The organism is Streptomyces sp. NBC_01723, from assembly GCF_036246005.1.
Classification (GTDB): domain Bacteria; phylum Actinomycetota; class Actinomycetes; order Streptomycetales; family Streptomycetaceae; genus Streptomyces.
Window position 1 is genome coordinate 7,228,120 of record NZ_CP109171.1, and the last position, 23,209, is coordinate 7,251,328.

The following is a 23,209-nucleotide window of genomic DNA, read 5'->3' on the forward strand; positions in this document are numbered from 1 at the left end:
CCGATCGCTACAAGGACTGTCGAAAAGGCTCGATTGATGCGCGCGCATCCGCTCTCTAACCTGTGCAGGTAAGCCTTACCTAACTTACTATTGAGAGTGAAACCCGGGTCGATGAGAACACCCCGCCTTCGTGTGCTCGCCCTCGCGGCGGCCCTCCTGTTCGGCCTCACCGCCTGCGGCGGCCAGGACGACACCAAGGACGACAGCGCCGCCGCCGGCACCGACGCCTCCGGCCGGTTCCCCGTGAGCATCGAGCACGCGCTCGGCACCACCGTCATCCCCGACAAGCCGAAGCGCGTCGCCACCGTCAACTGGGCCAACGACGAGGTGCCGCTCGCCCTCGGCGTCGTCCCCGTCGGCATGGCCAAGGCCAACTTCGGCGACGACGACGCGGACGGCGTGCTGCCCTGGACCGAGGACCGGCTCAAGGAACTCGGCGCCAAGACGCCCGTCCTGTTCGACGAGACCGACGGCATCGACTTCGAGGCCGTCGCCGACACCAAGCCCGACGTCATCCTGGCCTCGTACTCCGGCCTGACCGCGCAGGACTACGAGACCCTCAGCCAGATCGCGCCCGTCGTCGCCTACCCCGAGGCCGCCTGGGCCACCCCGTGGCGCGACATCATCCGGCTCAACAGCAAGGCCATCGGCATGGCCGACGAGGGCGACGAGCTGATCGCCGGCCTGGAGGGGCGGATCGGCAAGACCGTCGCCAAGTACCCGCAGATCAAGGGCAAGTCGGCGATGTTCATGACCCACGTGTCCTCCAAGGACGTCAGTGAGGTCGGCTTCTACACCACCCACGACACCCGCACCCAGTTCTTCACCGACCTGGGCATGAAGATCCCGGCCAGCATCTCCGAGCCGTCCCGGGACACCAAGAAGTTCGTGCTCAGCAAGAGCGCCGAGCGCATCGACGACTTCAACGACGTCGACATCGTCACCGGCTACGGCGACGACAAGGGCGAACTGCTGAAGGCCCTCAAGAACGACCCGCTCACCTCGAAGCTGACCGCCGTCAAGCGGGACTCCGTCTACCTGCTGCCCGGCACCACCCCCCTCGCGACCGCCGCGAACCCCACCCCGCTGTCCATCCCGTACGTCCTGGACGACTACGTGAAGGCGCTCGCCGCGGCCGCGGACAAGGCCGCGTGACCGTCACCGACACCCCGCGCGCGTCGGACGCCGTCCCGGTGCGGCGTCCGGCGCGCGCCCCCGTGATCTGGCTCCTGGTGCTCGCCGCGGTCCTGCTCGCCGTCATGACCGCCTCCCTCGCCCTCGGCTCCCGCGACGTCGCCTGGTCCGACGTGTGGTCGGCACTCGGCGGGGCGGAACACACCCTGGAGGAGGCGGCGGTCGCCAAACGCCTACCGCGCACCCTCCTCGCCGTCACCGTGGGCGCCGCCCTCGCGCTGGCCGGCGCGGTCATGCAGGGCGTCACCCGCAACCCGCTCGCCGACCCCGGCATCCTCGGCGTCAACATGGGCGCCTCGCTGGCCGTGGTGATCGCCATGGCCCACCTCGGCCTCGCGACGGTCTCCGGGTACATCTGGGTGGCGATGACGGGGGCGGCACTGACCGCCGGGTTCGTCTACGCCGTCGGCTCGCTGGGACGCGGCGGGGCCACCCCGCTGAAACTGGCCCTCGCCGGTGCCGCCATCTCGGCCGCCCTCGCCTCCCTGGTCACCGCCGTCGTACTGCCGCGCAACGACATCTCCGACACCTTCCGGCTGTGGCAGATCGGCGGCCTCGGAGGCGCCTCCTACGCCCAGCTCGGCACGGTGCTGCCGTTCCTCGCCGCCGGTTTCGTGCTCTGCCTCGCCTCCGCGCGGGCCCTCAACTCGCTGGCGCTGGGCGACGACCTGGCCGCCGGGCTCGGGGAACGCGTGGCGCTCGTGCGGGCCACCGCCGCGCTCGGCGCGGTCGTCCTGTGCGGCGCGTCCACCGCCGTCGCCGGGCCGATCGCCTTCGTCGGCCTCGTCGTACCCCACACCTGCCGGCTCCTGGCGGGCGTCGACCACCGCCGGCTCCTGCCGTTCTCCGCGCTCGGCGGTGCCGTGCTCCTCACGGCCGCGGACGTGTTGGGACGGATCGTGGCCCGGCCGGCCGAGATCGACGTCGGCATCCTGACCGCGGTCATCGGCGCCCCCTTCTTCATCCACATCGTCCGCCGACAGAAGGTCAGATCCCTGTGAGCGCCCCTGCCGCGAGCGTCCCGTCCGCGCTGCGGACCGTCACCCGCGCCCGGATCCGCGGCGCGTACCGGCGACGGCTGCTCGTCCTGACGCTGCTGCTGCTCGTCGCCGCCGCGTTCGCCACCACCCTCATGGCCGGGCACACCTTCTACCCGGCGCACGACGTGCTGCGCGTGGTCATGGGGGAGGAGGTGCCGGGCGCGTCCTTCACCGTCGGCAGACTGCGACTGCCCCGCGCGGTGCTCGCCCTCGCCGCCGGATTCAGCTTCGGCATGGCGGGTGTCACCTTCCAGACGATGCTCCGCAACCCGCTGGCCAGCCCCGACGTCATCGGCATCAGCGCGGGCGCGAGCGCCGCGGCGGCCATCGCCATCGTGACCCTCTCCCTCAGCGGGACCGAGGTGTCGGTCCTCGCGATCGCCGCCGCGCTCGGGGTGGCGCTGCTCGTGTACACGCTCGCGTTCCGCGACGGGGTCGCCGGCACCCGGCTCATCCTCATCGGCATCGGTGTCGCCGCGCTGCTCGACAGCGTCACCTCCTACGTCCTGTCGCAGGCCGCCGAGTGGGACCTCCAGGAGGCGATGCGCTGGCTCACGGGCAGCCTCAACGGCACCAGCTGGGAAGAGACGGTGCCCACGGTCGTCGCCCTGCTCGTGCTCGGCCCGGTGCTGCTCGCCCAGGCCCGCAACCTGAGCGCGCTGAGCCTCGGGGACGACACGGCCTCCGCGCTCGGTGTCCGGGTGGAGCGCACCCGCGTCACGGTGATCGTGGCGGCCGTGGGGCTGATCGCGTTCGCGACGGCGGCCGCCGGACCGATCGCCTTCGTCGCCTTCCTCTCCGGTCCGATCGCCGCCCGGCTGGTCGGCACCGGCGGTTCCCTGCTGGTGCCGGCCGGGCTGGTCGGGTCCCTGCTCGTGCTGGTCGCCGACTTCACCGGCCAGTACGCCTTCGACACCCGCTACCCGGTGGGCGTCGTCACCGGTGTCCTCGGCGCCCCCTACCTCGTCTACCTGATCGTCCGCACCAACCGGGCCGGAGGCTCACTGTGACCGCGTCCCACACCCTCTCCACCGAGGACCTCACGCTCGGCTACGGCGACCGTGCCGTCATCGAGGGCCTGGACCTGACGCTGGCGGCCGGGCGTGTCACGGTGATCGTCGGCGCCAACGCCTGCGGCAAGTCGACCCTGTTGCGCTCCATGTCCCGGCTGCTCGTCCCGCGCGCGGGACGCGTCGTCCTGGACGGCAGGGAGGTCCACCGCACGCCCGCCAAGGAACTCGCCCGCACCCTCGGCCTGTTGCCCCAGTCGCCGGTCACCCCCGAGGGCATCACCGTCCTCGACCTGGTGGGCCGGGGCCGCCATCCGCACCAGCGTGCCTTCGCGCGGTGGACGACCAAGGACGACGCGGCGGTCGCCGCCGCGCTGGAGGCCACGCACACCACGGACCTGGTGGACCGCTCGGTCGACGAACTCTCCGGCGGCCAGCGCCAACGGGTGTGGATCGCGATGGCACTGGCCCAGCAGACCGACCTGCTGCTGCTCGACGAACCCACCACGTTCCTCGACATCAGCCACCAGATCGAGGTGCTCGACCTGCTGACCGACCTGAACCGCAGCCGCGGCACCACGATCGTCATGGTCCTGCACGACCTCAACCTGGCCGCGCGCTACGCCGACCGGCTCATCGCCCTGGCCTCCGGCCGGCTGCACGCGGCCGGAACCACCGAGGAGGTGATGACCGAGGACACGGTCAGGACGGTGTACGGCATGGAGAGCCGCGTCATCGAGGACCCGGTCTCCGGCCGGCCCCTCGTGCTTCCCATCGGCCGCCACCACTCGATGGCGTCATGAGCCCGAAGCTCACCGCCCTGCTCCCCGACCTCGCCCCCTGGCGCACCTCCCGGGACTTCCGCCTCCTGTGGGTGCAGGGGCTCGTCACCTACCTCGGCAGCGTCATGGCCCTGATCGCGCTGCCGCTCCAGATCAAGGACCTGACCGGATCCCCGCTCGCGGTCGGCGTCATGGGCGCAGTCGAACTCGTGCCGCTGGTCGTCTTCGGGCTGTACGGCGGCGCACTCGCCGACGCGGTGGACCGGCGCAAGGTCATCGTGGTGACCGAGGCGGGACTGGGCCTGCTGGCGGTGGTCCTGCTCGTGAACGCGATGCTGCCGCGGCCGATGCTGTGGCCGCTGTACGTGGTGGCGGCCGGGGTGGCCGCCCTGGCCGGACTCCAGCGGCCCGCGCTGGACTCGTTGCTGGCCCGGATCGTCCCGCACGGCCAACTGGCGGCGGCCGCCGCGCTGAACGCCCTGCGCTGGCAGGCCGGCGCGATCGCCGGTCCCGCGCTGGCCGGCCTCGTGGTGGCGTACGCGGGCAACGTCCCGGCGTACGCCACCACCGTGGCCTGCTTCCTCGGGTCGGTCCTGATGTGCCGTCGGCTCTCACCCGTACCGCCCGCCGAGCACGCGGCCAGGCCGTCGCTGCGCGGTATCGCCGAAGGCGCGCGGTACGCGTGGTCGCGACCGGTGCTGCTCGGCACGTACGCCATCGACCTGGCGGCGATGTTCTTCGCCTTCCCGAACACCATCTTTCCGTTCCTCGCCGACGACCTCGACGCCGACTGGGCGCTCGGGCTGATGTACTCGGCGGGGGCGGTGGGCTCGCTGCTGGTCAGCCTGACCAGCGGCTGGGTGTCCCGGACCCGGCGGCACGGGCTGCTGGTGGTGTGCGGCGCCGCCGGGTGGGGCCTGGCCGTCGCGGCGGCCGGCCGGACCTCGCAGGTCTGGCTGGTGCTGGTGTGCCTCGGGCTGGCGGGAGCGGGGGACATGCTGAGCGGTCTGGGCCGTTCGACGATCTGGAACCAGACCATTCCCGACCGTCTGCGCGGGCGGCTCGCCGGCATCGAGGTCCTCTCGTACAGCATCGGCCCGCAGCTCGGCCAGGTCCGCGCCGGGGCGATGGCCGGCTGGACCGGCGCGCGTCCGGCGATCTGGAGCGGCGGCCTCGCCTGCCTCGCCGCGGTGGGCCTGCTCACCGCCGCCCTGCCCAAGCTGATCAGCTACGACGCCCGAACGGACGAGGACGCCCGCCGCCGGGCCGCCGAGGGCGTCGGTCAACAGCGGGACCCGAGCGCGGACTTGGGGACCGGTGAGGCTAGCGTGAACCACTGACAACAGTGAGTGACCGTTCGTGTCGCCACGCTTTCCGCACGGAGGAGTGCCCCGCATGCCCCGATCCACGACCCCGCCCCCGCACGGGCGCCGCCTGAGTCTGCTCGCCCTGGGTGCGACCACCGCCCTCGCTCTCACCGCCTGCGGTGGCGGTGAGGAGGGCGCCGCCGACACGCCGACCCGGAGTGAGGACGCCGCCCCCAAGGCGCTCATAACGGAGCAGGCGGCGAAGAAGGTGGTCGACACCTACGAGCGGACGAACAACCGCGCCAACGCGAAACGCGACGCGAAGCTGCTGAGCACCGTGGAATCGGCACAGGTCCACGAGCAGTCCAAGGCCGACTACAAGCAGTGGGAGACATGGCCGGAGAAGGAGCAGAAGGAATACACGGCGCCCTTCTCCTACGAGAACCGCGAGTACCTGATCCCGTCCGTCGACAGCGGAGCCACCTGGTTCGCCGTCAAGGCGCGCTCCAGTGAGGACCCCAAGGGCGAGGGCGCGCTCATCGTCTTCGACAAGGTCGGCGGCACGTTCAAGGTCACGATGGCGGTCTACGCCGAAGACACCCCGATCCCGGAGATCGCCGTCGACAAGAACGGCCTCGTCAGCCCCGCCGACCCGTCGGCCAGGGTCGGCAGCCTCGCCCCGGACCAACTCGGTTCCGTTTACGAGGACTTCTTCGAAACGGGCGGAAAGAAGAAGGCCGCCTCCGCGTTCGTCTCCACCAAGACCTCGAAGGACTCGATCGACGTCTATCAGGACGGACCCGACGACGACGTCAAGAACTTCGCCACCGAGAAGTACTTCGCGAAGGACCCCGCCCACCCGAAGGTCTACGCGCTCAAGCTCGCGAACGGCGGGACGCTCGCGCTCTTCCCGACCGCGCACACGCAGGAACTGATGCTCAAGCCGAGGTACATGAGCAGCTTCGACATCACCCCCACGGAGGAGGAGGGCCTCTACGACTCGTCCAAGCGGGACGTGGTCACCGACGAGTTCCAGGGCCAGGGTCTCGCCCTACTCGACCCCAAGGGCAAGCCCCGCGTGACGGCCATCGAGTACCGGATGGTCGACTCCCGCTGACGGACCGGGTCTACCGGGAATGGACCGCCGTCATTGCCCGAAAGGGCAGCGGAATTGCCCGGAGAAGTTTTTCAAGACGTTCACAGTCATTGATTTCCAGCTCCGGCCGCCCACTTGACGGCTGGTAACGTGCCCGCCGTTCCACCCCCACAGAACGAAGTACCCGATCTTTGGAATTCACTTTATGACTGGTACGCCAGACGAAACCCCCACGAACACTTTCTCCCCGGGCGGACGCCGCCGGCACCGCCGGGCGAGAGTCGGCCGGATCGGCGCGCGGCGGGCCCTCGTGCTCGCGATGGCCGTGCCCGTGGCCTCCGCCACGCTGGCCGGAACCTCGGCCTTCGCCGCCGACGACAGCGCCGCGGCACCCCAGGGCATCTCGGTCGACGGCCTCGACGCCGACGACGCCCAGTTGGTCAAGAACCTCAACGAGCGGGTCGCCGACGAGCGCCTGGGCACGAACGTCAGCGGCGTGGTCCTCGACGCCGACTCGGACACCGCCCTGTGGGACCACAACGGCTCCACCACCCTCATGCCGGCCTCCAACGCCAAGCTCGCCACGGCGACCACCGCACTGACACTGCTGGGTGCGAACCACGAGTTCACCACGAAGGTCGTGTACGGCGACGGAACCCTCACCCTCGTAGGCGGCGGTGACCGCACCCTCACCAGCGACGACGTGGCCGAGATGGCCAGGACCGCCGTCGACGGGCTCAAGGCCGCGGGCCTGACCGGCGTCAAGGTCCGGGTGGACGACAGCCTGTTCGCCGAGCCCAGCCTCGCCAAGGGCTGGAACGAGGGCTACTACCCCACCGAGGTCGCACCGGTCCGCTCGCTCGTCGTCGACGGCGCCGCGGTCGACGACACGGCGATCGACGCCGGCAAGGTCTTCGCCAAGAAGCTCGCCGCGCTGGGCGTCACCGTCGACGGCGAGGTCAGCCGGGCGAAGGCGCAGCAGTCCGACGTACCGGTGGCGCAGCACAAGTCGGCACCGCTGTCGGACATCGTCAAGAAGATGCTCAAGACGAGCGACAACAACATCGCCGAGACCCTGCTGCGGATGTCCGCGGTGGAGCTGGGGAAGCCGGCCACCTTCGAGAGCGGCGCCGAACTCGTCCGCCAGGTGCTCAGTTCGTACGGGGTGTCGCTCGACAACTTCGAGATGTACGACGGCAGCGGCCTCTCCCGCGCCGACCGCATCCCCGCCGCGACCCTCGCACAGCTCCTCGACGCGATCACGGAGTCCCCGGCCCTGGGCTCGATCCTGGAGGGCCTGCCGGTCGCCGGCGAGGCCGGTGCCAGCCTCGGCCCGGAGTGGGGGCGCTTCGACGACGCCAACTCCAAGTGCGCCGTCGGCAAGGTGCACGCGAAGACCGGCACACTCACCGGCGCCATCGCCCTGAGCGGTGTCACCCGCACCGATGACGGCGAGTGGCGGATCTTCTCCTTCATCGAGAACAACTCGTCGGCCAACCCGAGCGACATCAAGGACGCCATGGACGGCCTCGCCGCCACGGTGAACGGCTGCTGGGCCTGACACCCCGCACCGCACGCCCGTCCGCGCGTCGCCAGGCGGCGGTGCGCGGGCGGACGCGTGCGGAGTTTCGGTGAAGAACCGAGCGGAATCGGGGACCGGTGGTCACGCCTGGCGACGGTGCCGCGAGTGCAGCGGCACCTGGCCCTTCGGGCAAGAGCCCCGATTCTCGCCACTCGGCATTCACGGACGTGGTGACAGGTCAGCCGTGGTACGTGATGTAGCCGTTGCCGTCCCTGTCGTTGGCCTTCTTCGTGTAGGCGTGGACGTCGGCACGGGCCCCGGTGGGCTTGTAGAAGTAGATGGTGTCCTTGTCGTTGTTCCATATGAAGTTGCAGTTCTGGCGGTAGACGACGTTGCCGGCGTCCGAGTCGGTGCCGCGTCCGCCGCGCAGGCTGACGAGGTCCCCGGGCTGAAGCGTGTGGCTGTTCCTGAAGGTGAACGTGTTGCCGACGGCGTCCTTCACCTTGTAGCCCTTCAGGTTCACGGTCGTCGTCTTCGAGTAGTTCTTGATCGTCAGGTACTCGTTCCTGGTGTTGCCGCCGGAGCACTTGTTGGAGTCCCGGCCGGGGGCGTCGTACTGGACACCCTTGATCTTCAGGGCCGAGGAGTACTCGGCGGCCTGCGCCGGGACGGCTGCGGCCAGGCCGAACGCGGTGACGGCCGTGGTGGCGGCGGCAGCGGTCAGGAAACGGCGGGTGCGCATGAGGAATCCCCCCTCAGTGGTGCGAATGGAGCCCCCGGAGCCTATCCAGAGTGAATATAAGATGGTGGTCATGTGAGGGAATTGTGACCATCCAAGGCCTCGGGTGCGATGCCGAGCCGGTCGGCAGGCACGCGCTCTATGCGGGTCCAGCCCCTCCAGCCACGCTCCTGCAGAATCGCCAGCACCAGTTCGGCACCCGGCGCGGACGCCACCATGGCCGAGTCCATCAGGGCGACGAACTGATCGTCGAAGCCGTCCTCCCCCACCTCGCCGGCCTCCACGGCGCGAATCATCAGTCGCTCCAGGATGTCGGCGATCTCGACGATCCGCGGATCGTCGGCCCGCCAGTCGGGCTCCCCGGTGAAGAAGGAATAGAGCCTCACCATGTCGGGGTCGTCCAGCTCCTCGTGCTTCTTGGCGATCACGGAGTCGATCAGGTGCGGCACCTGCGCGGCGATCATGATCCAGGCGTCCCGCTCCAGCTCGACGTACCGCTCACCGACGCCGAGACCACGCAGCCGGTCGAGGTACCCCACGACGCACTGCGGCAGCGCCAGTTGCTCCCCGGCGGCGAGCCGGGCGAGCCGGCCCCGGGTGCCCCGCAGCCGCCGGATCTCGGCGCGCAGGTCCTTGTCGATCTCCCGCACGCCGGCGGCGAACTCCTCGGGACCGGCGTCGAGGAGTTCCTGCACCCTGGCCAGCGGCACGCCCGCGTCGGCCAGGGTGCGGATCCGGATCAGTCGCACGACCGCGACGGCGTCGTAGGTGCGGTACCCGGACCGGTCGCGCTCGGGCTCGGGCAGCAGCCCGATCTTGTGGTAGTGGCGTACCGCCCGAACCGTCACCCCGGCGTACGCGGCCAGCTGACTGATGGTGAGCATGGGTCTCAGCCTGCCTCAGGCGATCTTCCGGCGGTAGGCGAGCATCGCGAAGACGTACGCCACGACGAGGATGCCCGCACACCACGCGAGCGTGATCCAGATGTCGTCGCCGACCGGTTGCCCGGCGAACAGGGCACGGATCGTGTCGACGATCGACGTCGCCGGCTGGTGCTCGGCGAACCAGCGCACCGGGCCGGGCATCGTGTCGGTCGGCACGAACGCCGAGCTGACGAACGGCAGGAAGATGAGCGGGTAGGCGAACGCGCCCGCTCCCTCGACCGACGACGCGGAGAGCCCGGGGATCACGGCCAGCCAGGTCAGCGCCAGGGTGAACAGGAGCAGGAGGCCGGCGACCGCGAGCCATGCGGACACTCCCGCCCCTGAGCGGAACCCCATGAGCACGGCGACGCCCATGACGAGCACGAGCGCGATCAGGTTGGCCACCAGCGAGGTGACGACATGCGCCCACAGCACACCCGACCGCGCGATCGGCATGGACTGGAACCGCTCGAAGATCCCGCTCTGCACGTCGGTGAACAACCGGTACGCGGTGTACGAGATGCCCGACGCGACGGTCATGAGCAGGATGCCGGGCAGCATGTAGTTCACGTACGAGACCGACCCGGTCTCAATGGCGCCGCCGAACACGTAGACGAACATCAGCATCATGGCGACCGGCGTGACGACGGTCGTGATGATGGTGTCCGTGCTGCGTGTGACGTGCCGCAGGGTCCGCCCCGTGAGCGCGGCGGTGTCACTGAGGAAGTGCGCGGTCATCGGTGCCCCTCGGGTGTCGTGCCGGTGGCGCGGCTCGTCTCTCCGCCGACCACCGCGAGGAAGATCTCTTCGAGGGTCGGCTGCTTCTCGACGTACTCGACCTGCGCGGGCGGGAAGAGCCGCTTGAGCTCGGCGAGGGTGCCTTGCACGATGATCCGGCCCTGGCGCAGGATCGCGATCCGGTCGGCCAGCTGTTCGGCCTCCTCCAGATACTGCGTGGTGAGCAGCACCGTCGTTCCGTCGCGGGCGAGTTCCCTGACCGCGTCCCACACCTCGATGCGCGCCTCGGGGTCCAGTCCGGCCGTCGGTTCGTCCAGGAAGATCACCGGAGAGTCCCCGATGAGACTCATCGCGATGTCCAGGCGGCGGCGCATCCCACCCGAGTACGTCGACACCCGCCGCCCCGCCGCCTCGGTCAGCGAGAAGCGCCTCAGCAGGTCGTCCGCGACCGCGCCCGGATCCTCGAGGTGGCGCAGCCTGGCGACCAGGACGAGGTTCTCCCGGCCGCTGAGGATCCCGTCGACGGCCGCGAACTGACCGGTGAGACTGATGGACTCCCGCGCGTCCGCCGGCTGCGTGGCGACGTCGAACCCGTTCACGCTCGCCGTCCCCGCGTCGGCCTTCAGAAGCGTGGCGAGGATGCGCACGGTCGTGGTCTTGCCCGTCCCGTTCGAGCCGAGCAGGGCGAAGATGCTGCCCCGCGCCACGTCGAAGTCGACGCCGCGCAACACGTCGAGCTTCCCGTACGACTTCTCCAGCCCCCGCACACGGATCGCCGGACCGGCCAAAGATTGGGCCGTCATGGTCATCTGCCTCCTTCGTCCTCCGTGGAGCCGTCTCCGTGAAGCCGTTCCAGGCGACCGCGAGGAAGCTCCTGCGGGAAGGATGAAGGGTTGACCCGGCGTCAGGGTCAACCCGGTTGACTTCCGGAATTCGGAAGGGACTCGGCCTCGCCGTCGCCGGAGAACGATCGATAGCCTGCCGACGGAGCGGGACGAGGAGAGCGTCACGCGGACAACGATGTGAGAGAGGCCCCGTGTTCACCACCCGACCCACCCTCCAGGGCACCTTCGGCATGGTGTCCTCCACCCACTGGCTGGCCTCGCAGTCGGCCATGGCCGTCCTCGAGGACGGGGGCAACGCCTACGACGCCGCCGTGGCCGGTGCCTTCGTGCTGCACGTCGTCGAGCCGCATCTCAACGGGCCCGCCGGGGAGGTGCCGATCCTGCTCGCGCCCGCGGGCGGCGAGGTGCGGGTGCTGTGCGGGCAGGGCGTCGCGCCCGCCGGGGCGACGGTCGCGCACTACAAGGGGCTCGGTCTGGACCTCGTACCCGGCACCGGCCCCCTGGCCGCCGCCGTGCCCGGAGCCTTCGACGCCTGGCTGCTCCTGCTGCGCGACCACGGCACCAAAACGCTGGCCGACGTGCTGAAGTACGCCATCGGCTACGCCGAGCACGGGCACGCGCCCGTGGAGCGCGTCGCGGAGACCGTCGAGACCGTACGGAACCTGTTCGAGACGGAGTGGACGACCTCGGCCGAGGTCTACCTCCCGGACGGCCGCCCGCCCCGGCCCGGCGAGCTGTTCCGCAATCCCGCCCTCGCCGCCACCTGGAAGCGGCTGCTCGCCGAAGCGGCCGGCGCGGGGGACCGGGAGGCGGAGATCGACGCCGCGCGGGAGGTCTGGCGCTCCGGGTTCATCGCCGAGGCCCTCGTACGACAGGCCGGCCGGCCCACCACGGACACCAGCGGCGAACGCCACACCGGCACGCTGACCGCCGCCGACCTCGCCGGCTGGTCCGCGCACTACGAGGCTCCCGCCACCTACGACTGGAACGGCTGGACCCTGTGCAAGGCCGGCCCGTGGAGCCAGGGTCCCGTCCTCCTCCAGCAGCTGGCGCTGCTCCCGCCCGAACTGCCCGCGTACGGCTCCGCCGACTACGTCCACCTGCTGGTCGAGGGCTGCAAGCTGGCCATGGCGGACCGAGAGGCCTGGTACGGCGACGCCGACGGCGCGGAGCGGGTGCCGCTCGACGACCTGCTCTCGGCCGGGTACAACGCCGAGCGGCGCGACCTCGTCGGCGACAAGGCGTCCTTCGAACTGCGGCCCGGCGGCCCGGGCGGCCGCACCCCACGGCTGAGCGCCCACGCGCTGCTGGCGGCCGACGAGGCCGAGGGGTTCGACGCCCTGGGGGTCGGCGAGCCGACGGTCGCCAAGAGCCCGGCCTCCCCGGTGCCGGGCGAACCGGACGTCGCCGCCGACGGCGGCACCCGCGGCGACACCTGCCACCTCGACATCGTGGACCGCTGGGGCAACATGGTCTCGGCCACGCCCAGCGGCGGCTGGCTCCAGTCCAACCCCGTCGTGCCCGAACTGGGCTTCCCGCTCGGCACCCGGCTGCAGATGACCTGGCTGGAGGAGGGCCTGCCCAACTCGCTCACCCCCGGCCGCCGCCCCCGCACCACGCTCACGCCCTCCATCGCCCTGCGCGACGGCGTCCCCGTCATGGCCTTCGGCACGCCCGGCGGCGACCAGCAGGACCAGTGGCAGCTGCACTTCTTCCTGGCGATCGCCCTGCGCGCGCGGATCCGCGGCGGACTCGACCTCCAGGGCGCCATCGACGCCCCGAACTGGCACAACGACGGCTTCCCCGGTTCCTTCTTCCCACGCGGAATGCGGGCCGGCAGCGTCACCGTCGAGTCCCGGATGCCGGCCGAGGTGGTGGCGGAGCTGCGGCGCCGCGGGCACGACGTCACGGTGGGCGACGCATGGTCGGAGGGCCGGCTGTGCGCCGTCGCGCGGGACCCGGAGACGGGCGTGCTGTCCGCGGCGGCGAACCCGCGCGGCATGCAGGGGTACGCGGTCGGCCGGTGACCCCCGCACCTCATGTTCGTGTCGATTCCACCCGGAGTACACCACCCGGGCGGGGATTGTCAGCGGGGCGTGCTCTCATGGAGCCATGATCGAGAACAACGAAACCATCGACGAGTTTCTCGCCCGGCACGCCGACGACGTGGAGGAGGCCGTCCGCAAGGCGGCCGCCCAGGAGATCATGCCGCGCTGGCGGCGGCTCGCGGCGGACGAGGTCGACCAGAAGGCCGGCCCGCACGACCTGGTGACGGACGCCGACCGCAAGGCCGAGCTGTACCTCACCGACGCCCTCGCCGACCTGCTGCCCGGCTCGGTCGTCGTCGGCGAGGAGGCGGTGCACGCCAACCCCGCCTCCTACGAGGCGATACGGGGCGACGCACCGGTGTGGATCGTCGACCCGGTCGACGGAACCCGGCAGTTCGTGCGCGGCGAGCGGGGCTTCTGCACCCTGGTCGCGCTCGCCCGGCACGGAGTCGTGCACGCCTCCTGGACCTACGCCGCGGCCGACGACCGGCTCGCCACCGCCGTACGGGGCCGGGGCGCCTACCTGGACGGTGAGCGGCTCTACGCGGGCGTGCCCGAGCCCGGCCGCGACCTGCGCGTCGCCACCTCCCACCCGGACTACACGACGGACGAGCAGAAGCACGACCTGCGCGGCCTGCGCACCCCGGGCGTCGCCCCGCGGGCCTGCGGCTCGGCCGGCCTGGAGTACCTGGCCGTCGCCCGCGGAGAGTCCGACGCCACCGCCTTCTCGTGGGAGGCCGCCTGGGACCACGCGGCCGGGCTGCTCCTGGTCGAGGAGGCGGGCGGCGTCCACCTGACCCGTACGGGCGTACCCTTCCGCATCACCGGTGGCAATGACCTGCCGTTCACCGCGGCCCGTGACGCGGCCACGGCCCGCCGGGTGGTGGCGCTGCTGTCCGGCGAAGCCTGATCCCGGTGCCGGGGGCCACCTGTCCCCGGCACCACCGGCGACCAGGGTCCCGCCCTCGCCCCTCACCCCTCGTACCCCCGCCCCACCCGCGAACGCCGCCTGTCGGACCCCGGGCATATCCTGATCCGGAGTTGCCATCGGCTGACGAAGGGGTCCGAAGGTGCCGTCGATGCTCGATGCGGTCGTAGTGGGTGCGGGGCCGAACGGGCTGACCGCTGCCGTGGAGCTGGCCCGCCGGGGTTTCTCGGTCGCCGTCTTCGAAGCCCAGAGCGCGGTGGGCGGCGGGGCGCGCACCGAGGAGCTGACGCTGCCGGGCTTCCGGCACGACCCGTGCTCCGCCGCGCACCCGCTCGGCATCAACTCACCCGCCTTCCGAGACCTCCCCCTGGAGCGGTACGGACTGGAGTGGCTGCACCCCGCGCTGCCCATGGCGCACCCCTTCCTGGACGGCTCCGCCGCCGTGCTGTCCCGGTCGGTCGCCGAGACCGCCGCCTCCTTCGGGGCGCGCGACGCGGGCACCTACCGCAGGCTGGTCGAGCGCTTCCTGCCCCGGTGGGACACCCTGGCCCGGGACTTCATGTCCCTGCCGCTGACCGCGCTGCCCCGCGACCCGGTCACCCTCGCCCGGTTCGGCCTGGTCGGGCTGCCCCCGTCGACGTGGCTGATGCGCCGCTTCCGCGACGAGCAGGCCAAGACCCTCTTCGCGGGCCTCGTCGCGCACGTGATGGCCCCGCTCGGCGGCTTCGCCACCGGCGCCATCGGCCTGGTCTTCGCCCTCGCCGCGCACGCCCGCGGCTGGCCCGTGGCCCGCGGCGGCTCCCAGGCCATCTCCGACGCCCTGGCCGGCCACCTCGAGGACCTCGGCGGCACCGTCCACACCGACTACGTGGTCAAGCGCCTCGACGACCTGCCGCCCGCCCGCGCCTACGTCTTCGACACCTCGCCCACCGCCCTCGCCCGCATCGCGGGCCTCGGCAACCACTACGCCGGCTACCGGTACGGTCCCGGCGTCTTCAAGATCGACTACGCGCTGGACGGGCCCGTGCCATGGACCGCCGAGGCACCGCGCCGCGCGGGCACCGTGCAGATCGGCGCCGACAGCGCGGAGATCGGCGCCGCGCTGAACGCGGCCTCCCGCGCGGGCCGCGCGCCCGACGCGCCGTTCCTCATCACCGTGCAGCCCAGCGTCGCCGACCCCACCCGCGCTCCGGCCGGCAAGCACGTCTTCTGGGCGTACGGCCACGTCCCCAACGGCTGGACCGGCGACCTGACCGACGCGATAGAACGCCAACTGGAGCGGTTCGCCCCCGGCTTCCGCGACCGCGTGCTCGCCCGCGCCACCGCCGGCCCACCCGAACTGGCCGCCCGCAACGCCAACTACGTCGGCGGCGACATCGCCTCCGGCGCGGTCTCCGGCCTCCAGCTCCTGCTCCGCCCCAAGCTCTCCCTGTTCCCGTACACCACCCCGCACCCGGCTGTCTTCATCTGCTCGTCGGCCACCCCGCCCGGCCCGGGTGTGCACGGCATGTCGGGGCACAACGCGGCCAGGGCCGTGTGGCGCAGGCTGCGCCAGACCTGACCACGAGGGAAGCCGGGTGGCGCGGGCTGCGTCAGACCTGACCACGAGGGAAGCCGGGTGGCGCGGGCTGCGTCAGACCTGACCACGAGGGAAGCCGGGTGGCGCGGGCTGCGCCAGACCCGACCACGAGGGAAGCCGTGTGGCGCGGGCCGCGCGAGATCCGACCGCGCAGGAACCGCCGACGACCGGGAAGGGCCCATGACCACCATCACGCTCGTCCAGGGCGACATCACCCGCGAACGCGCCGACGCGATCGTCAACGCGGCGAACTCCTCCCTGCTCGGCGGAGGAGGCGTCGACGGCGCCATCCACCGGCGCGGCGGCCCCGCGATCCTCGCGGAGTGCCGCAGCCTCCGCGCCGGTCACCTCGGCAAGGGCCTCCCCACCGGCCGCGCGGTCGCCACCACCGCCGGCGACCTGGACGCGCGCTGGGTCATCCACACGGTCGGCCCGGTGTACAGCACCACCGAGGACCGCTCCGACCTCCTCGCCTCCTGCTACCGCGAGTCCCTCCACGTCGCCGACGAACTGGGCGCCCGCACGGTCGCCTTCCCGGCCGTCTCCACGGGCGTCTACCGCTGGCCGATGGACGACGCGGCCCGCATCGCCGTCGAAACGGTCCGCGCCACCAGGACCTCGGTGACGGAGGCCTGCTTCGTCCTCTTCGACGACCGGGCGTACGAGGCGTTCACGGCACGGGTCGGCTGACCGGGTTCCTCAGCGACACCCTTACCGCCAACGCCACCGCCACCAGCCCCCCGCTCACCCACAGCGGCCCGGCCGCCCCGGCCGGGGTGTGGAGGGTCGTCGCGGCGATGACGGGACCCGTGGCGGCGCCGGTGTTGAGGGCCGAAGTCGCGTACGAACCGGCCATGGTGGGGGCACCTGCGGCCGCGTAGAGGACCCGTGAGATCAGCGTGCTGCCCACCGCGAAGGACAGGGCGCCCTGCGTGAAGACCAGAAGGAGCAGCGCGGTGGGCCGGTTCGCCAGGACGGCCATGGCCGGCCAGCCGAGGAGCAGCGGCGGGCCGCAGGCGGCGACGACCGCGCCGGGACGGTGGTCGGAGAGGCGGCCGGCGACGGTGACCCCGGTGAGGGAGCCGGCTCCGAAGAGGACCAGGGCCACCGTGACCCACAGTTCGCCCAGCCCCGCGGTGTCGGTCACGAGCGGCGCGAGGAAGGTGAGGCTCGCGAAGGTCGCCGCGTTCACCAGTGCGCCGAGCAGCATGACCACCAGCAGCCGCGCGTTCCTGAGCTGGGCGAGTTCCTGGCGGAGGGACGGGCCGGCGGAGGAGTCCCGAGGTCCGGGGCGGGCCGGGACGCCGGTGAGGATACCGACGGCCGCGGGCAGACAGAGGACGGCGACCGCCCAGAACGTGGCCCGCCAGTCGAGCAGCGTGCCCAGCAGCGATCCGCCGGGGACACCGGCGATCGTGGCCACCGTGGTGCCCGACAGCAGGACCGCGAGCGCGCGGCCCTTGCGGTCCGGTGGGACCAGTGCGGCGGCGGTCGTCAGGGCCAGGGCGAGGAATCCGGCGTTCGCGAGCGCGGCGACGACCCTCGTCGCGAAGAGGACGGCGAAGCTCGACGTGACGGCGCCCGCGACGTGGGACGCCAGGAAGACCAGGACGCAGCCGAGCAGGCTCGCCCGTGCGGGCAGGTTGCGGGCGAGAGCCGCCATGAGTGGCGCCCCGACGACCATGCCGACCGCGAAGGCCGAGGTGAGGGTGGACGCGGTGCCGACGCTCACGTCTAGGTCGGCGGCGATGTCCGGCAAGAGGCCGGCCGGCATGAACTCCGAGGTGCCCATGGCGAAGACGGCCACGGCGAGCAGGTACAGGGGGAGAGGCATCGAGTGGCTCCGGGGTGAGGAGAGGAACGAGGAGTCGTCTCGTCACCGCGGCCGGCCCCGACCCGAGGACGCACCCGTCGGAGGACCACCCGTCGGACCGCGGAAGGCGGTTCGACGACGGGAGTGGACTACCACGGGGCTGTGAACTGCGGACTAGTGGTTCAGGGGACCGACGGCGTGACCGAAGGCCCCCACCCTGTCCGACTCGGGGCTCGACATGGCCCGCACGTTACCCGACCGCTTCCCGCGCGAGCATCCCGGTTTCCGTGGCGGGGAGCGGCCGGGTGCCCCGCCGCCCCGCCCCGCCCCGCGCACACACCCACCTGGCTTGACGCTTTAATGCCACTGATGTGCAATAACGACGCATCGACAACAAGCGTGGGGGAGACATGGCAACCCGTCGGATACGAAGTGCCGCCGTCGCGGCGGCGGTCGCCGTCGGCGTCACCGCCTGCTCCGCGCCCGGCGGTGGCGGAACGGGCGACGACGCCGAAGCGGCCGAGTCGGTGGTGATCGGGGTGGGCTCCGAACCGGACACCCTCAGCCCGCTGCTCGGCTACGGCAAGGACGGCAACTCCAAGATCTTCGACGGGCTGCTCGCCCGCGACACCGACCTGAAGCTGGAGCCGGCCCTCGCGACCGCTCTGCCGAAGATCACCGACGGCGGCCTGACCTACACGTACACCCTCCGCGAGGGGGTGAAGTTCAGCGACGGCGAACCGCTCACGGCCCAGGACGTGGTCTACACGTACCGCACCGTTCTCGACGAGAAGACGAACAACACCGCCCGCAGCGAACTCGACGCCGTCAAGGACGTCCGCGCGACCGGTGACGACACCGTCGTCTTCACGCTCAAGTACCCCTACGCCGCGTTCGCCGCCCGCACGGTGCTGCCCGTCGTCCCCGAACACGTGGCGGGCGGGCAGGACCCCAACACCGGTGACTTCAACACCAAGCCCGTCGGCACCGGGCCGTACGTGCTCACCAACTGGAGCAAGGGCGAGAAGCTCGCCTTCAAGGCCAACCCGCACTACTGGGGCGACAAGCCCACCGTGAAGTCGTTCACCATGGCGGTCATCGCCGACGACAACGTGCGCGCCACCCGGCTGCGCTCCGGCGACCTCGACGGCGCCGTCCTGCCGCCCAACCTCGCCGCCACCTTCGAGAACGACGAGGGCAGGCGCACCTACGAGGCCAGGTCCTACGACTTCCGGGCCGTCACCCTGCCCACCTCCGGAAAGGTCACCGGCGACCGCGCGATCCGGCGGGCCCTGGACGCCGCCGTGGACCGCCGGGCGATGGTCGACAAGATCCTCGACGGCGCGGGCCGGCCGGCGTACGGGCCGCTGCCCGTCGACGACCCCTGGTACGAGCGCGGCATCGAGCGCCCGCACGATCTCGCCAAGGCCGAGCGCGTCCTGGACGAGGGCGGCTGGAAGGCCGGTTCCGGCGGCATCCGCGCCAAGGACGGACAGCGCGCCTCGTTCACCCTGTACTACCCCTCGGGCGACAAGGTCCGCCAGGACCACGCGCTCGCCTACGCCTCCGACGCCAAGAAGGCCGGCATCGAGGTGAAGGTGGAGGGCGCCACCTGGGAGGTCATCGAGCCGCGCATGGGACGCGACGCCGTCCTCGCGGGCTTCGGCAGCGTCGGCGACCCCGACTTCGGCCTCTACACCCTGCTGCACTCCTCGCTCGCCGGCGACGGCTTCAACAACATGGCCCACTACGACGACCCGGCCGTGGACCAGGCCCTCGACGCCGGCCGCCGCACCCAGGACCCGAAGACGCGCGCCGCCGCCTACGACGAGGTCCAGAAGGCGCTGGTCGAGAACCCGGGCTACACCTTCCTCACCCACATCGACCACCTCTACGTCCTCGCCGACCGCTGGGACGGGCTGACCACCCAGCTGGAGCCGCACGAGCACGGCTTCGCCAGCGGGCCCTGGTGGAACATCGAGGACTGGCAGCCCAAGAAGTGACCCGGTCTCCTCGGCGCGTCCCCTGGGGAGCGATGGCACGGCTGGCTGGGCGGCGAGCGCTGTTCGCCGTCCCCGTCGTCCTCGTCGTCACCTTCGGCGTGTTCGCGATCGCCGCCGCCTCCCCCTTCGACCCCGTCAAGGCGTACGCCGGCACCGCCGCGCTCGGCGCCGACCAGGAGACCCTGGACCGGCTGCGGGAGAACCTGGGTGTCGACCAGTCCTTCGTCGTCCGCTGGTGGAACTGGCTGACCGCCGCGCTCACCGGCGACCTCGGCCACTCCGGAGTGATGCGCCAGCCGGTGACACAGGTCATCGGCGAACGCCTCGTCTGGTCCGCCCTGCTGTGCGCCGTCGCCTTCGCCGCCGCCGTCCTGGTCGGCACGGTCCTCGGCGTACTGGCCGCCCGCCGCCCCGGTTCGATGCTCGACCGGGCGGTCACCTCACTCGCGTACACCCTGGAGGCGGCACCGGTCTTCTGGATCGCGCTGCTCGCCGTGTGGCTGTTCGCCCTCCAGTGGGACGTCCTGCCGGCCGGCGGCCTGACCGACACCGCGAGCGAGCGGGTCACCCCCGGTCAGGTCGCGAGCCACGTCGCGCTGCCCGCGGGCGTGCTCGCCGTCTCCCAGCTGCCGTGGTTCACGCTGTACGTGCGCCAAGGCGTCGGCGACGCCCTCGCGGAGGACCCGGTGCGCGGCGCGCGCGCCCGCGGCCTGGGGGAGCGCACCGTCCTGCTCGGGCACGCCCTGCGCTCGGGACTGCTGCCGGTGCTCACCCTGATCGGCTCGCGCGTGCCCGAACTCATCACCGGCGCCCTGCTGGTGGAGAGCGTCTTCAGCTGGCCGGGGATCGCCGCGGCCACCGTCGAGGCGGCCACCGCCGTCGACTTCCCGCTGCTGGCCGCCCTGACCACCCTCGCCACCGCCGCCGTACTCGCCGGCAACCTGCTCGCCGACCTGCTCTACGGACTGTTCGACCCGAGGGTGAAGCTCAGTGACATGTGACCCCGCGGCGCCGCCACCCACCGTGCCCGCGCCCGCCCCCGCCTGGCGCTCCCAGGGCGCCGCCCGCCGCTCCACCCGCACCCTGCGCCTGCGCACCTCCGCCGCGCTGCTCGCCCTGACCGTCCTCGCCGTGCTGCTCGTGCCGCCGCTGGTCCAGCTCGACCAGCAGGCCGTCGACCTCGCGGCGAAGCTGCGGCCACCGAGCTGGGAGCACCCCTTCGGCACCGACGACGTCGGCCGCGACCTGCTGCTGCGCTGCGTGTACGGACTGCGTGTCTCCCTGCTGGTCGGGGTGGCGGCGGCGCTGACGGCGACGGTCGTCGGCACCGCCGTGGGCGCCACCGCCGGGGCGCTGGGCGGCTGGGTCGACCGGGGTGTGATGCGGGTCGTCGACACCATCTCCTCCGTGCCCCACCTGCTGCTGGGCATCTTCATCGTGGCGATGTTCCGGCCGGGCGTCTGGCCGGTGGTGGCCTCCGTCGCGCTCACCCACTGGCTGTCCACCGCGCGCATCGTCCGCGCCGAGGTGCTGTCCCTGCGCTCACGCCCCTACGTCGACGCGGCCGTCTCCGGCGGCGCGTCCCGGTGGCGGGTGGCCGTACGGCATCTGCTGCCCGGCGTGCTTCCCCAGGCCGCGCTCGCCGCCGTACTGATGGTGCCGCACGCCATGTGGCACGAGTCGGCGCTGTCCTTCCTCGGGCTCGGGCTGCCCACGCACACCGCCAGCCTCGGCAACCTGATCCAGGAGGCGCGGGGTTCACTGCTCGCCGGGCAGTGGTGGCCGACCCTCTTCCCGGGACTGTTCATCATCGTCCCCACGCTCGCCGTCGCCGGACTCGCGGGCGCCTGGCGGGAGCGGATCAACCCGCGCCGCCGATCGGAGCTGATGCTGTGACCGAGCGAGCCCCCGTGCTGTCGGTACGCGGTCTGTCGGTGCGCTTTTTGATGCCCGGCGGGCGCCGCGTCGCCGCCGTGACCGACGCCCACTTCGACGTGGCGGCCGGCGAGTGCCTGGCCCTGATCGGCGAGAGCGGCTGCGGCAAGTCCGTCCTCGCCTCCGCCCTGCTGGGCCTGCTGCCAGGAAACGCGCAGACCGCCGGCGCCGCCCTGCTCGGCGACCTGGACCTGCTCGCCACCGACGAGCGCACCTTCGCCCGTACCGTGCGGGGCCGGCTGGCCGGCCTCGTCCCGCAGAGCCCGGCCACCCACCTCACCCCCGTGCGCACCATCCGCTCCCAGCTGGAGGAGACGGTCGCCGAACTCACGGGCGTCCGTGGCCGCGCGGCCCTGCGCAAGGCCGCCGAGGCCGCCGCCCAACGCGCCGCGTTCCCCGTGGACCACCTCGACCACCACCCGCACGAACTCTCCGGCGGCCTCGCCCAGCGCGCCGCCACCGCCCTCGCCCTGGTCGGCGACGCTCCGCTGCTGCTGGCCGACGAGCCCACCACCGGACTCGACCGGGACCTGGTCGACCGCACCGTCGACGAGTTGAGACGACATGTCGACAACACCGCGGACGGCGAGGGCCGTGCCCTGCTGATGATCACCCACGACCTGGCCGCCGCCGAGCGCGTCGCCGACCGGATCGCCGTGATGTACGCGGGCCGGATCGTCGAACTCACCGACGCAGCCGAATTCTTCGGAGCCCCCGGCCCCCGCCACCCTTACGGCCGGGGTCTGCTCGACGCGCTGCCCGACCGCGCCTTCGCCCCGATCCCCGGACTGCCGCCCGAGCTCGGCGCCCTCCCCGACGGCTGCGCCTTCGCCGACCGCTGCGACCGGGCGACCGACGCCTGCGCCGTCCTGCCGCCGCTCACCGGCACGGTCGCCTGCCACCACCCCCACGCCGCGCTCCCGGAGGCCGCCGACCGTGCTTGAACTGCGCACCGTGACCGCCGGATACGCCCGCGAAGCGCCCGTCTTCCGGGACGTCACCCTCTCCGTCGCGCCGGGAGAGGCCGTCGGACTGCTCGGCCCCAGCGGCTGCGGCAAGTCCACCCTCGCCCGGGTCGCTGCCCTGCTGCACCGGCCCGAGGCCGGCACCCTGGTCGTCGACGGCACGCCCGTACGGCGCTGGCGCCACCGCGCCCCGCGCGAGCGACGCACCGCTTTCGGCGTCGTCTTCCAGCAGGCCCGGCTCTCCGCGGACCCCCGGCTGACCCTCGCCGACCTGATCGCCGAACCCCTGCGCGCCACCGGCCGCCGCGCGGAGGCCGCCGTCAGGGGCGCCGAACTGGCCGCCACCGTCGGACTGACCACCGACCTGCTGACCAGACGCCCGCACGAGGTCAGCGACGGCCAGTTGCAGCGCGCCTGCCTGGCCCGCGCCCTGGTGCTGCGCCCGCGCTGGCTGGTGTGCGACGAGATGACGGCGATGCTCGACGCCTCGACCACGGCCGCCCTGGTGCGGGTCGTGGAGGACTACCGGGCCGCCACCGGCGCCGGGCTGCTGGCCGTCGGTCACGACCGCGTCCTCCTGGACCGCTGGTGCGACCGCACCGTCGAGTGGGACACCCTCACGCGCCTCTGAGGCCCGGCCTCCCGCTCAGGAACCAACAGAGTCCGACGGGATAATTGATTCGGTTGTGTTCGGGTCCTAGGGTGACCTTGACTCAGTAGTCGCCGCGTCACCGGCAGTTGT

Annotated in this window: 21 protein-coding genes; 16 read left to right on the forward strand and 5 right to left on the reverse strand. The window is 72.1% G+C overall.

The window, feature by feature from the left end:
• Positions 1 to 111 precede the first annotated feature (111 nt).
• The 7 genes from OIE75_RS34015 to dacB all read left to right on the forward strand — a co-directional run bounded on the left by OIE75_RS34015 (position 112) and on the right by dacB (position 7,990).
• Positions 112 to 1,155: an iron-siderophore ABC transporter substrate-binding protein gene (locus OIE75_RS34015; RefSeq protein WP_307016000.1), complete on the forward strand. Its 1,044-nt coding sequence runs from the start codon at positions 112 to 114 to the stop codon at positions 1,153 to 1,155.
• Complete coding sequence (locus OIE75_RS34020; protein WP_329473232.1) at positions 1,152 to 2,195, forward strand: FecCD family ABC transporter permease; 1,044 nt, start codon at positions 1,152 to 1,154, stop codon at positions 2,193 to 2,195. Before OIE75_RS34015 ends, OIE75_RS34020 begins: the two co-directional genes overlap by 4 nt.
• On the forward strand, positions 2,192 to 3,244 hold the full coding sequence (locus OIE75_RS34025; protein ID WP_307016002.1) for a FecCD family ABC transporter permease: 1,053 nt from the start codon (positions 2,192 to 2,194) through the stop codon (positions 3,242 to 3,244). Before OIE75_RS34020 ends, OIE75_RS34025 begins: the two co-directional genes overlap by 4 nt.
• Positions 3,241 to 4,047 carry an ABC transporter ATP-binding protein gene (locus OIE75_RS34030; protein WP_307016003.1) on the forward strand — a complete coding sequence of 269 codons (807 nt, stop codon included), beginning with the start codon at positions 3,241 to 3,243 and terminating at the stop codon, positions 4,045 to 4,047. The genes OIE75_RS34025 and OIE75_RS34030 overlap by 4 nt, the downstream gene beginning before the upstream one ends.
• Positions 4,044 to 5,366: an MFS transporter gene (locus OIE75_RS34035; RefSeq protein ID WP_329473234.1), complete on the forward strand. Its 1,323-nt coding sequence runs from the start codon at positions 4,044 to 4,046 to the stop codon at positions 5,364 to 5,366. The genes OIE75_RS34030 and OIE75_RS34035 overlap by 4 nt, the downstream gene beginning before the upstream one ends.
• A gap of 55 nt (positions 5,367 to 5,421) precedes the next feature.
• On the forward strand, positions 5,422 to 6,450 hold the full coding sequence (locus tag OIE75_RS34040) for a hypothetical protein (protein ID WP_329473235.1): 1,029 nt from the start codon (positions 5,422 to 5,424) through the stop codon (positions 6,448 to 6,450).
• A gap of 184 nt (positions 6,451 to 6,634) precedes the next feature.
• Positions 6,635 to 7,990 (forward strand): D-alanyl-D-alanine carboxypeptidase/D-alanyl-D-alanine endopeptidase, encoded by a 1,356-nt coding sequence (dacB, locus tag OIE75_RS34045; RefSeq protein ID WP_307016007.1) that lies wholly within the window; start codon positions 6,635 to 6,637, stop codon positions 7,988 to 7,990.
• Positions 7,991 to 8,189: 199 nt separating this feature from the next.
• On the opposite strand, the gene OIE75_RS34050 is transcribed toward dacB, so the two are convergent.
• The 4 genes from OIE75_RS34050 to OIE75_RS34065 form a co-directional block, all read right to left on the reverse strand.
• Positions 8,190 to 8,693, reverse strand: a complete 504-nt coding sequence (locus OIE75_RS34050; RefSeq protein WP_307016008.1) for a lamin tail domain-containing protein — start codon at positions 8,691 to 8,693, stop codon at positions 8,190 to 8,192.
• Positions 8,694 to 8,761: 68 nt separating this feature from the next.
• Positions 8,762 to 9,574: a MerR family transcriptional regulator gene (locus OIE75_RS34055; RefSeq protein WP_307016009.1), complete on the reverse strand. Its 813-nt coding sequence runs from the start codon at positions 9,572 to 9,574 to the stop codon at positions 8,762 to 8,764.
• Positions 9,575 to 9,589: 15 nt separating this feature from the next.
• Positions 9,590 to 10,351: an ABC transporter permease gene (locus tag OIE75_RS34060; RefSeq protein ID WP_329473237.1), complete on the reverse strand. Its 762-nt coding sequence runs from the start codon at positions 10,349 to 10,351 to the stop codon at positions 9,590 to 9,592.
• The gene (locus OIE75_RS34065; RefSeq protein WP_329473238.1) at positions 10,348 to 11,154 is read right to left on the reverse strand and encodes an ABC transporter ATP-binding protein; all 807 of its coding nucleotides are present in this window, start codon (positions 11,152 to 11,154) and stop codon (positions 10,348 to 10,350) included. The genes OIE75_RS34060 and OIE75_RS34065 overlap by 4 nt, the downstream gene beginning before the upstream one ends.
• A 233-nt stretch (positions 11,155 to 11,387) precedes the next feature.
• Between OIE75_RS34065 and OIE75_RS34070 the strand changes: the two genes are divergently transcribed.
• From OIE75_RS34070 to OIE75_RS34085, 4 genes are all read left to right on the forward strand, one after another.
• A complete protein-coding gene (locus OIE75_RS34070; RefSeq protein ID WP_329473239.1) occupies positions 11,388 to 13,223 on the forward strand; it encodes a gamma-glutamyltransferase family protein in 1,836 nt (611 codons plus the stop codon).
• 85 nt (positions 13,224 to 13,308) lie between these two features.
• Positions 13,309 to 14,154, forward strand: a complete 846-nt coding sequence (locus tag OIE75_RS34075) for an inositol monophosphatase family protein (protein ID WP_329473240.1) — start codon at positions 13,309 to 13,311, stop codon at positions 14,152 to 14,154.
• A gap of 169 nt (positions 14,155 to 14,323) precedes the next feature.
• A complete protein-coding gene (locus tag OIE75_RS34080; RefSeq protein WP_329473241.1) occupies positions 14,324 to 15,733 on the forward strand; it encodes a phytoene desaturase family protein in 1,410 nt (469 codons plus the stop codon).
• Positions 15,734 to 15,931: 198 nt separating this feature from the next.
• On the forward strand, positions 15,932 to 16,441 hold the full coding sequence (locus tag OIE75_RS34085) for an O-acetyl-ADP-ribose deacetylase (protein ID WP_329473243.1): 510 nt from the start codon (positions 15,932 to 15,934) through the stop codon (positions 16,439 to 16,441).
• Here the strand turns inward: OIE75_RS34085 and OIE75_RS34090 are convergent.
• Positions 16,422 to 17,585, reverse strand: a complete 1,164-nt coding sequence (locus OIE75_RS34090; protein WP_329473244.1) for a Cmx/CmrA family chloramphenicol efflux MFS transporter — start codon at positions 17,583 to 17,585, stop codon at positions 16,422 to 16,424. The genes OIE75_RS34085 and OIE75_RS34090 overlap by 20 nt on opposite strands.
• A gap of 389 nt (positions 17,586 to 17,974) precedes the next feature.
• Here OIE75_RS34090 and OIE75_RS34095 point away from each other — a divergent pair, with 389 nt between their 5' ends.
• The 5 genes from OIE75_RS34095 to OIE75_RS34115 are packed head-to-tail and all read left to right on the forward strand — an operon-like array spanning position 17,975 to position 23,098.
• Complete coding sequence (locus OIE75_RS34095; RefSeq protein WP_329473245.1) at positions 17,975 to 19,567, forward strand: ABC transporter substrate-binding protein; 1,593 nt, start codon at positions 17,975 to 17,977, stop codon at positions 19,565 to 19,567.
• A 32-nt stretch (positions 19,568 to 19,599) separates the two neighbouring features.
• A complete protein-coding gene (locus tag OIE75_RS34100) occupies positions 19,600 to 20,568 on the forward strand; it encodes an ABC transporter permease (protein WP_307016019.1) in 969 nt (322 codons plus the stop codon).
• Positions 20,558 to 21,463, forward strand: coding sequence for an ABC transporter permease (locus OIE75_RS34105; RefSeq protein WP_329473246.1), 906 nt, complete (start codon positions 20,558 to 20,560; stop codon positions 21,461 to 21,463). Before OIE75_RS34100 ends, OIE75_RS34105 begins: the two co-directional genes overlap by 11 nt.
• On the forward strand, positions 21,460 to 22,446 hold the full coding sequence (locus tag OIE75_RS34110) for an ABC transporter ATP-binding protein (RefSeq protein WP_329473247.1): 987 nt from the start codon (positions 21,460 to 21,462) through the stop codon (positions 22,444 to 22,446). Before OIE75_RS34105 ends, OIE75_RS34110 begins: the two co-directional genes overlap by 4 nt.
• Positions 22,439 to 23,098 carry an ABC transporter ATP-binding protein gene (locus OIE75_RS34115; protein WP_329473248.1) on the forward strand — a complete coding sequence of 220 codons (660 nt, stop codon included), beginning with the start codon at positions 22,439 to 22,441 and terminating at the stop codon, positions 23,096 to 23,098. The genes OIE75_RS34110 and OIE75_RS34115 overlap by 8 nt, the downstream gene beginning before the upstream one ends.
• Positions 23,099 to 23,209: the final 111 nt, after the last annotated feature.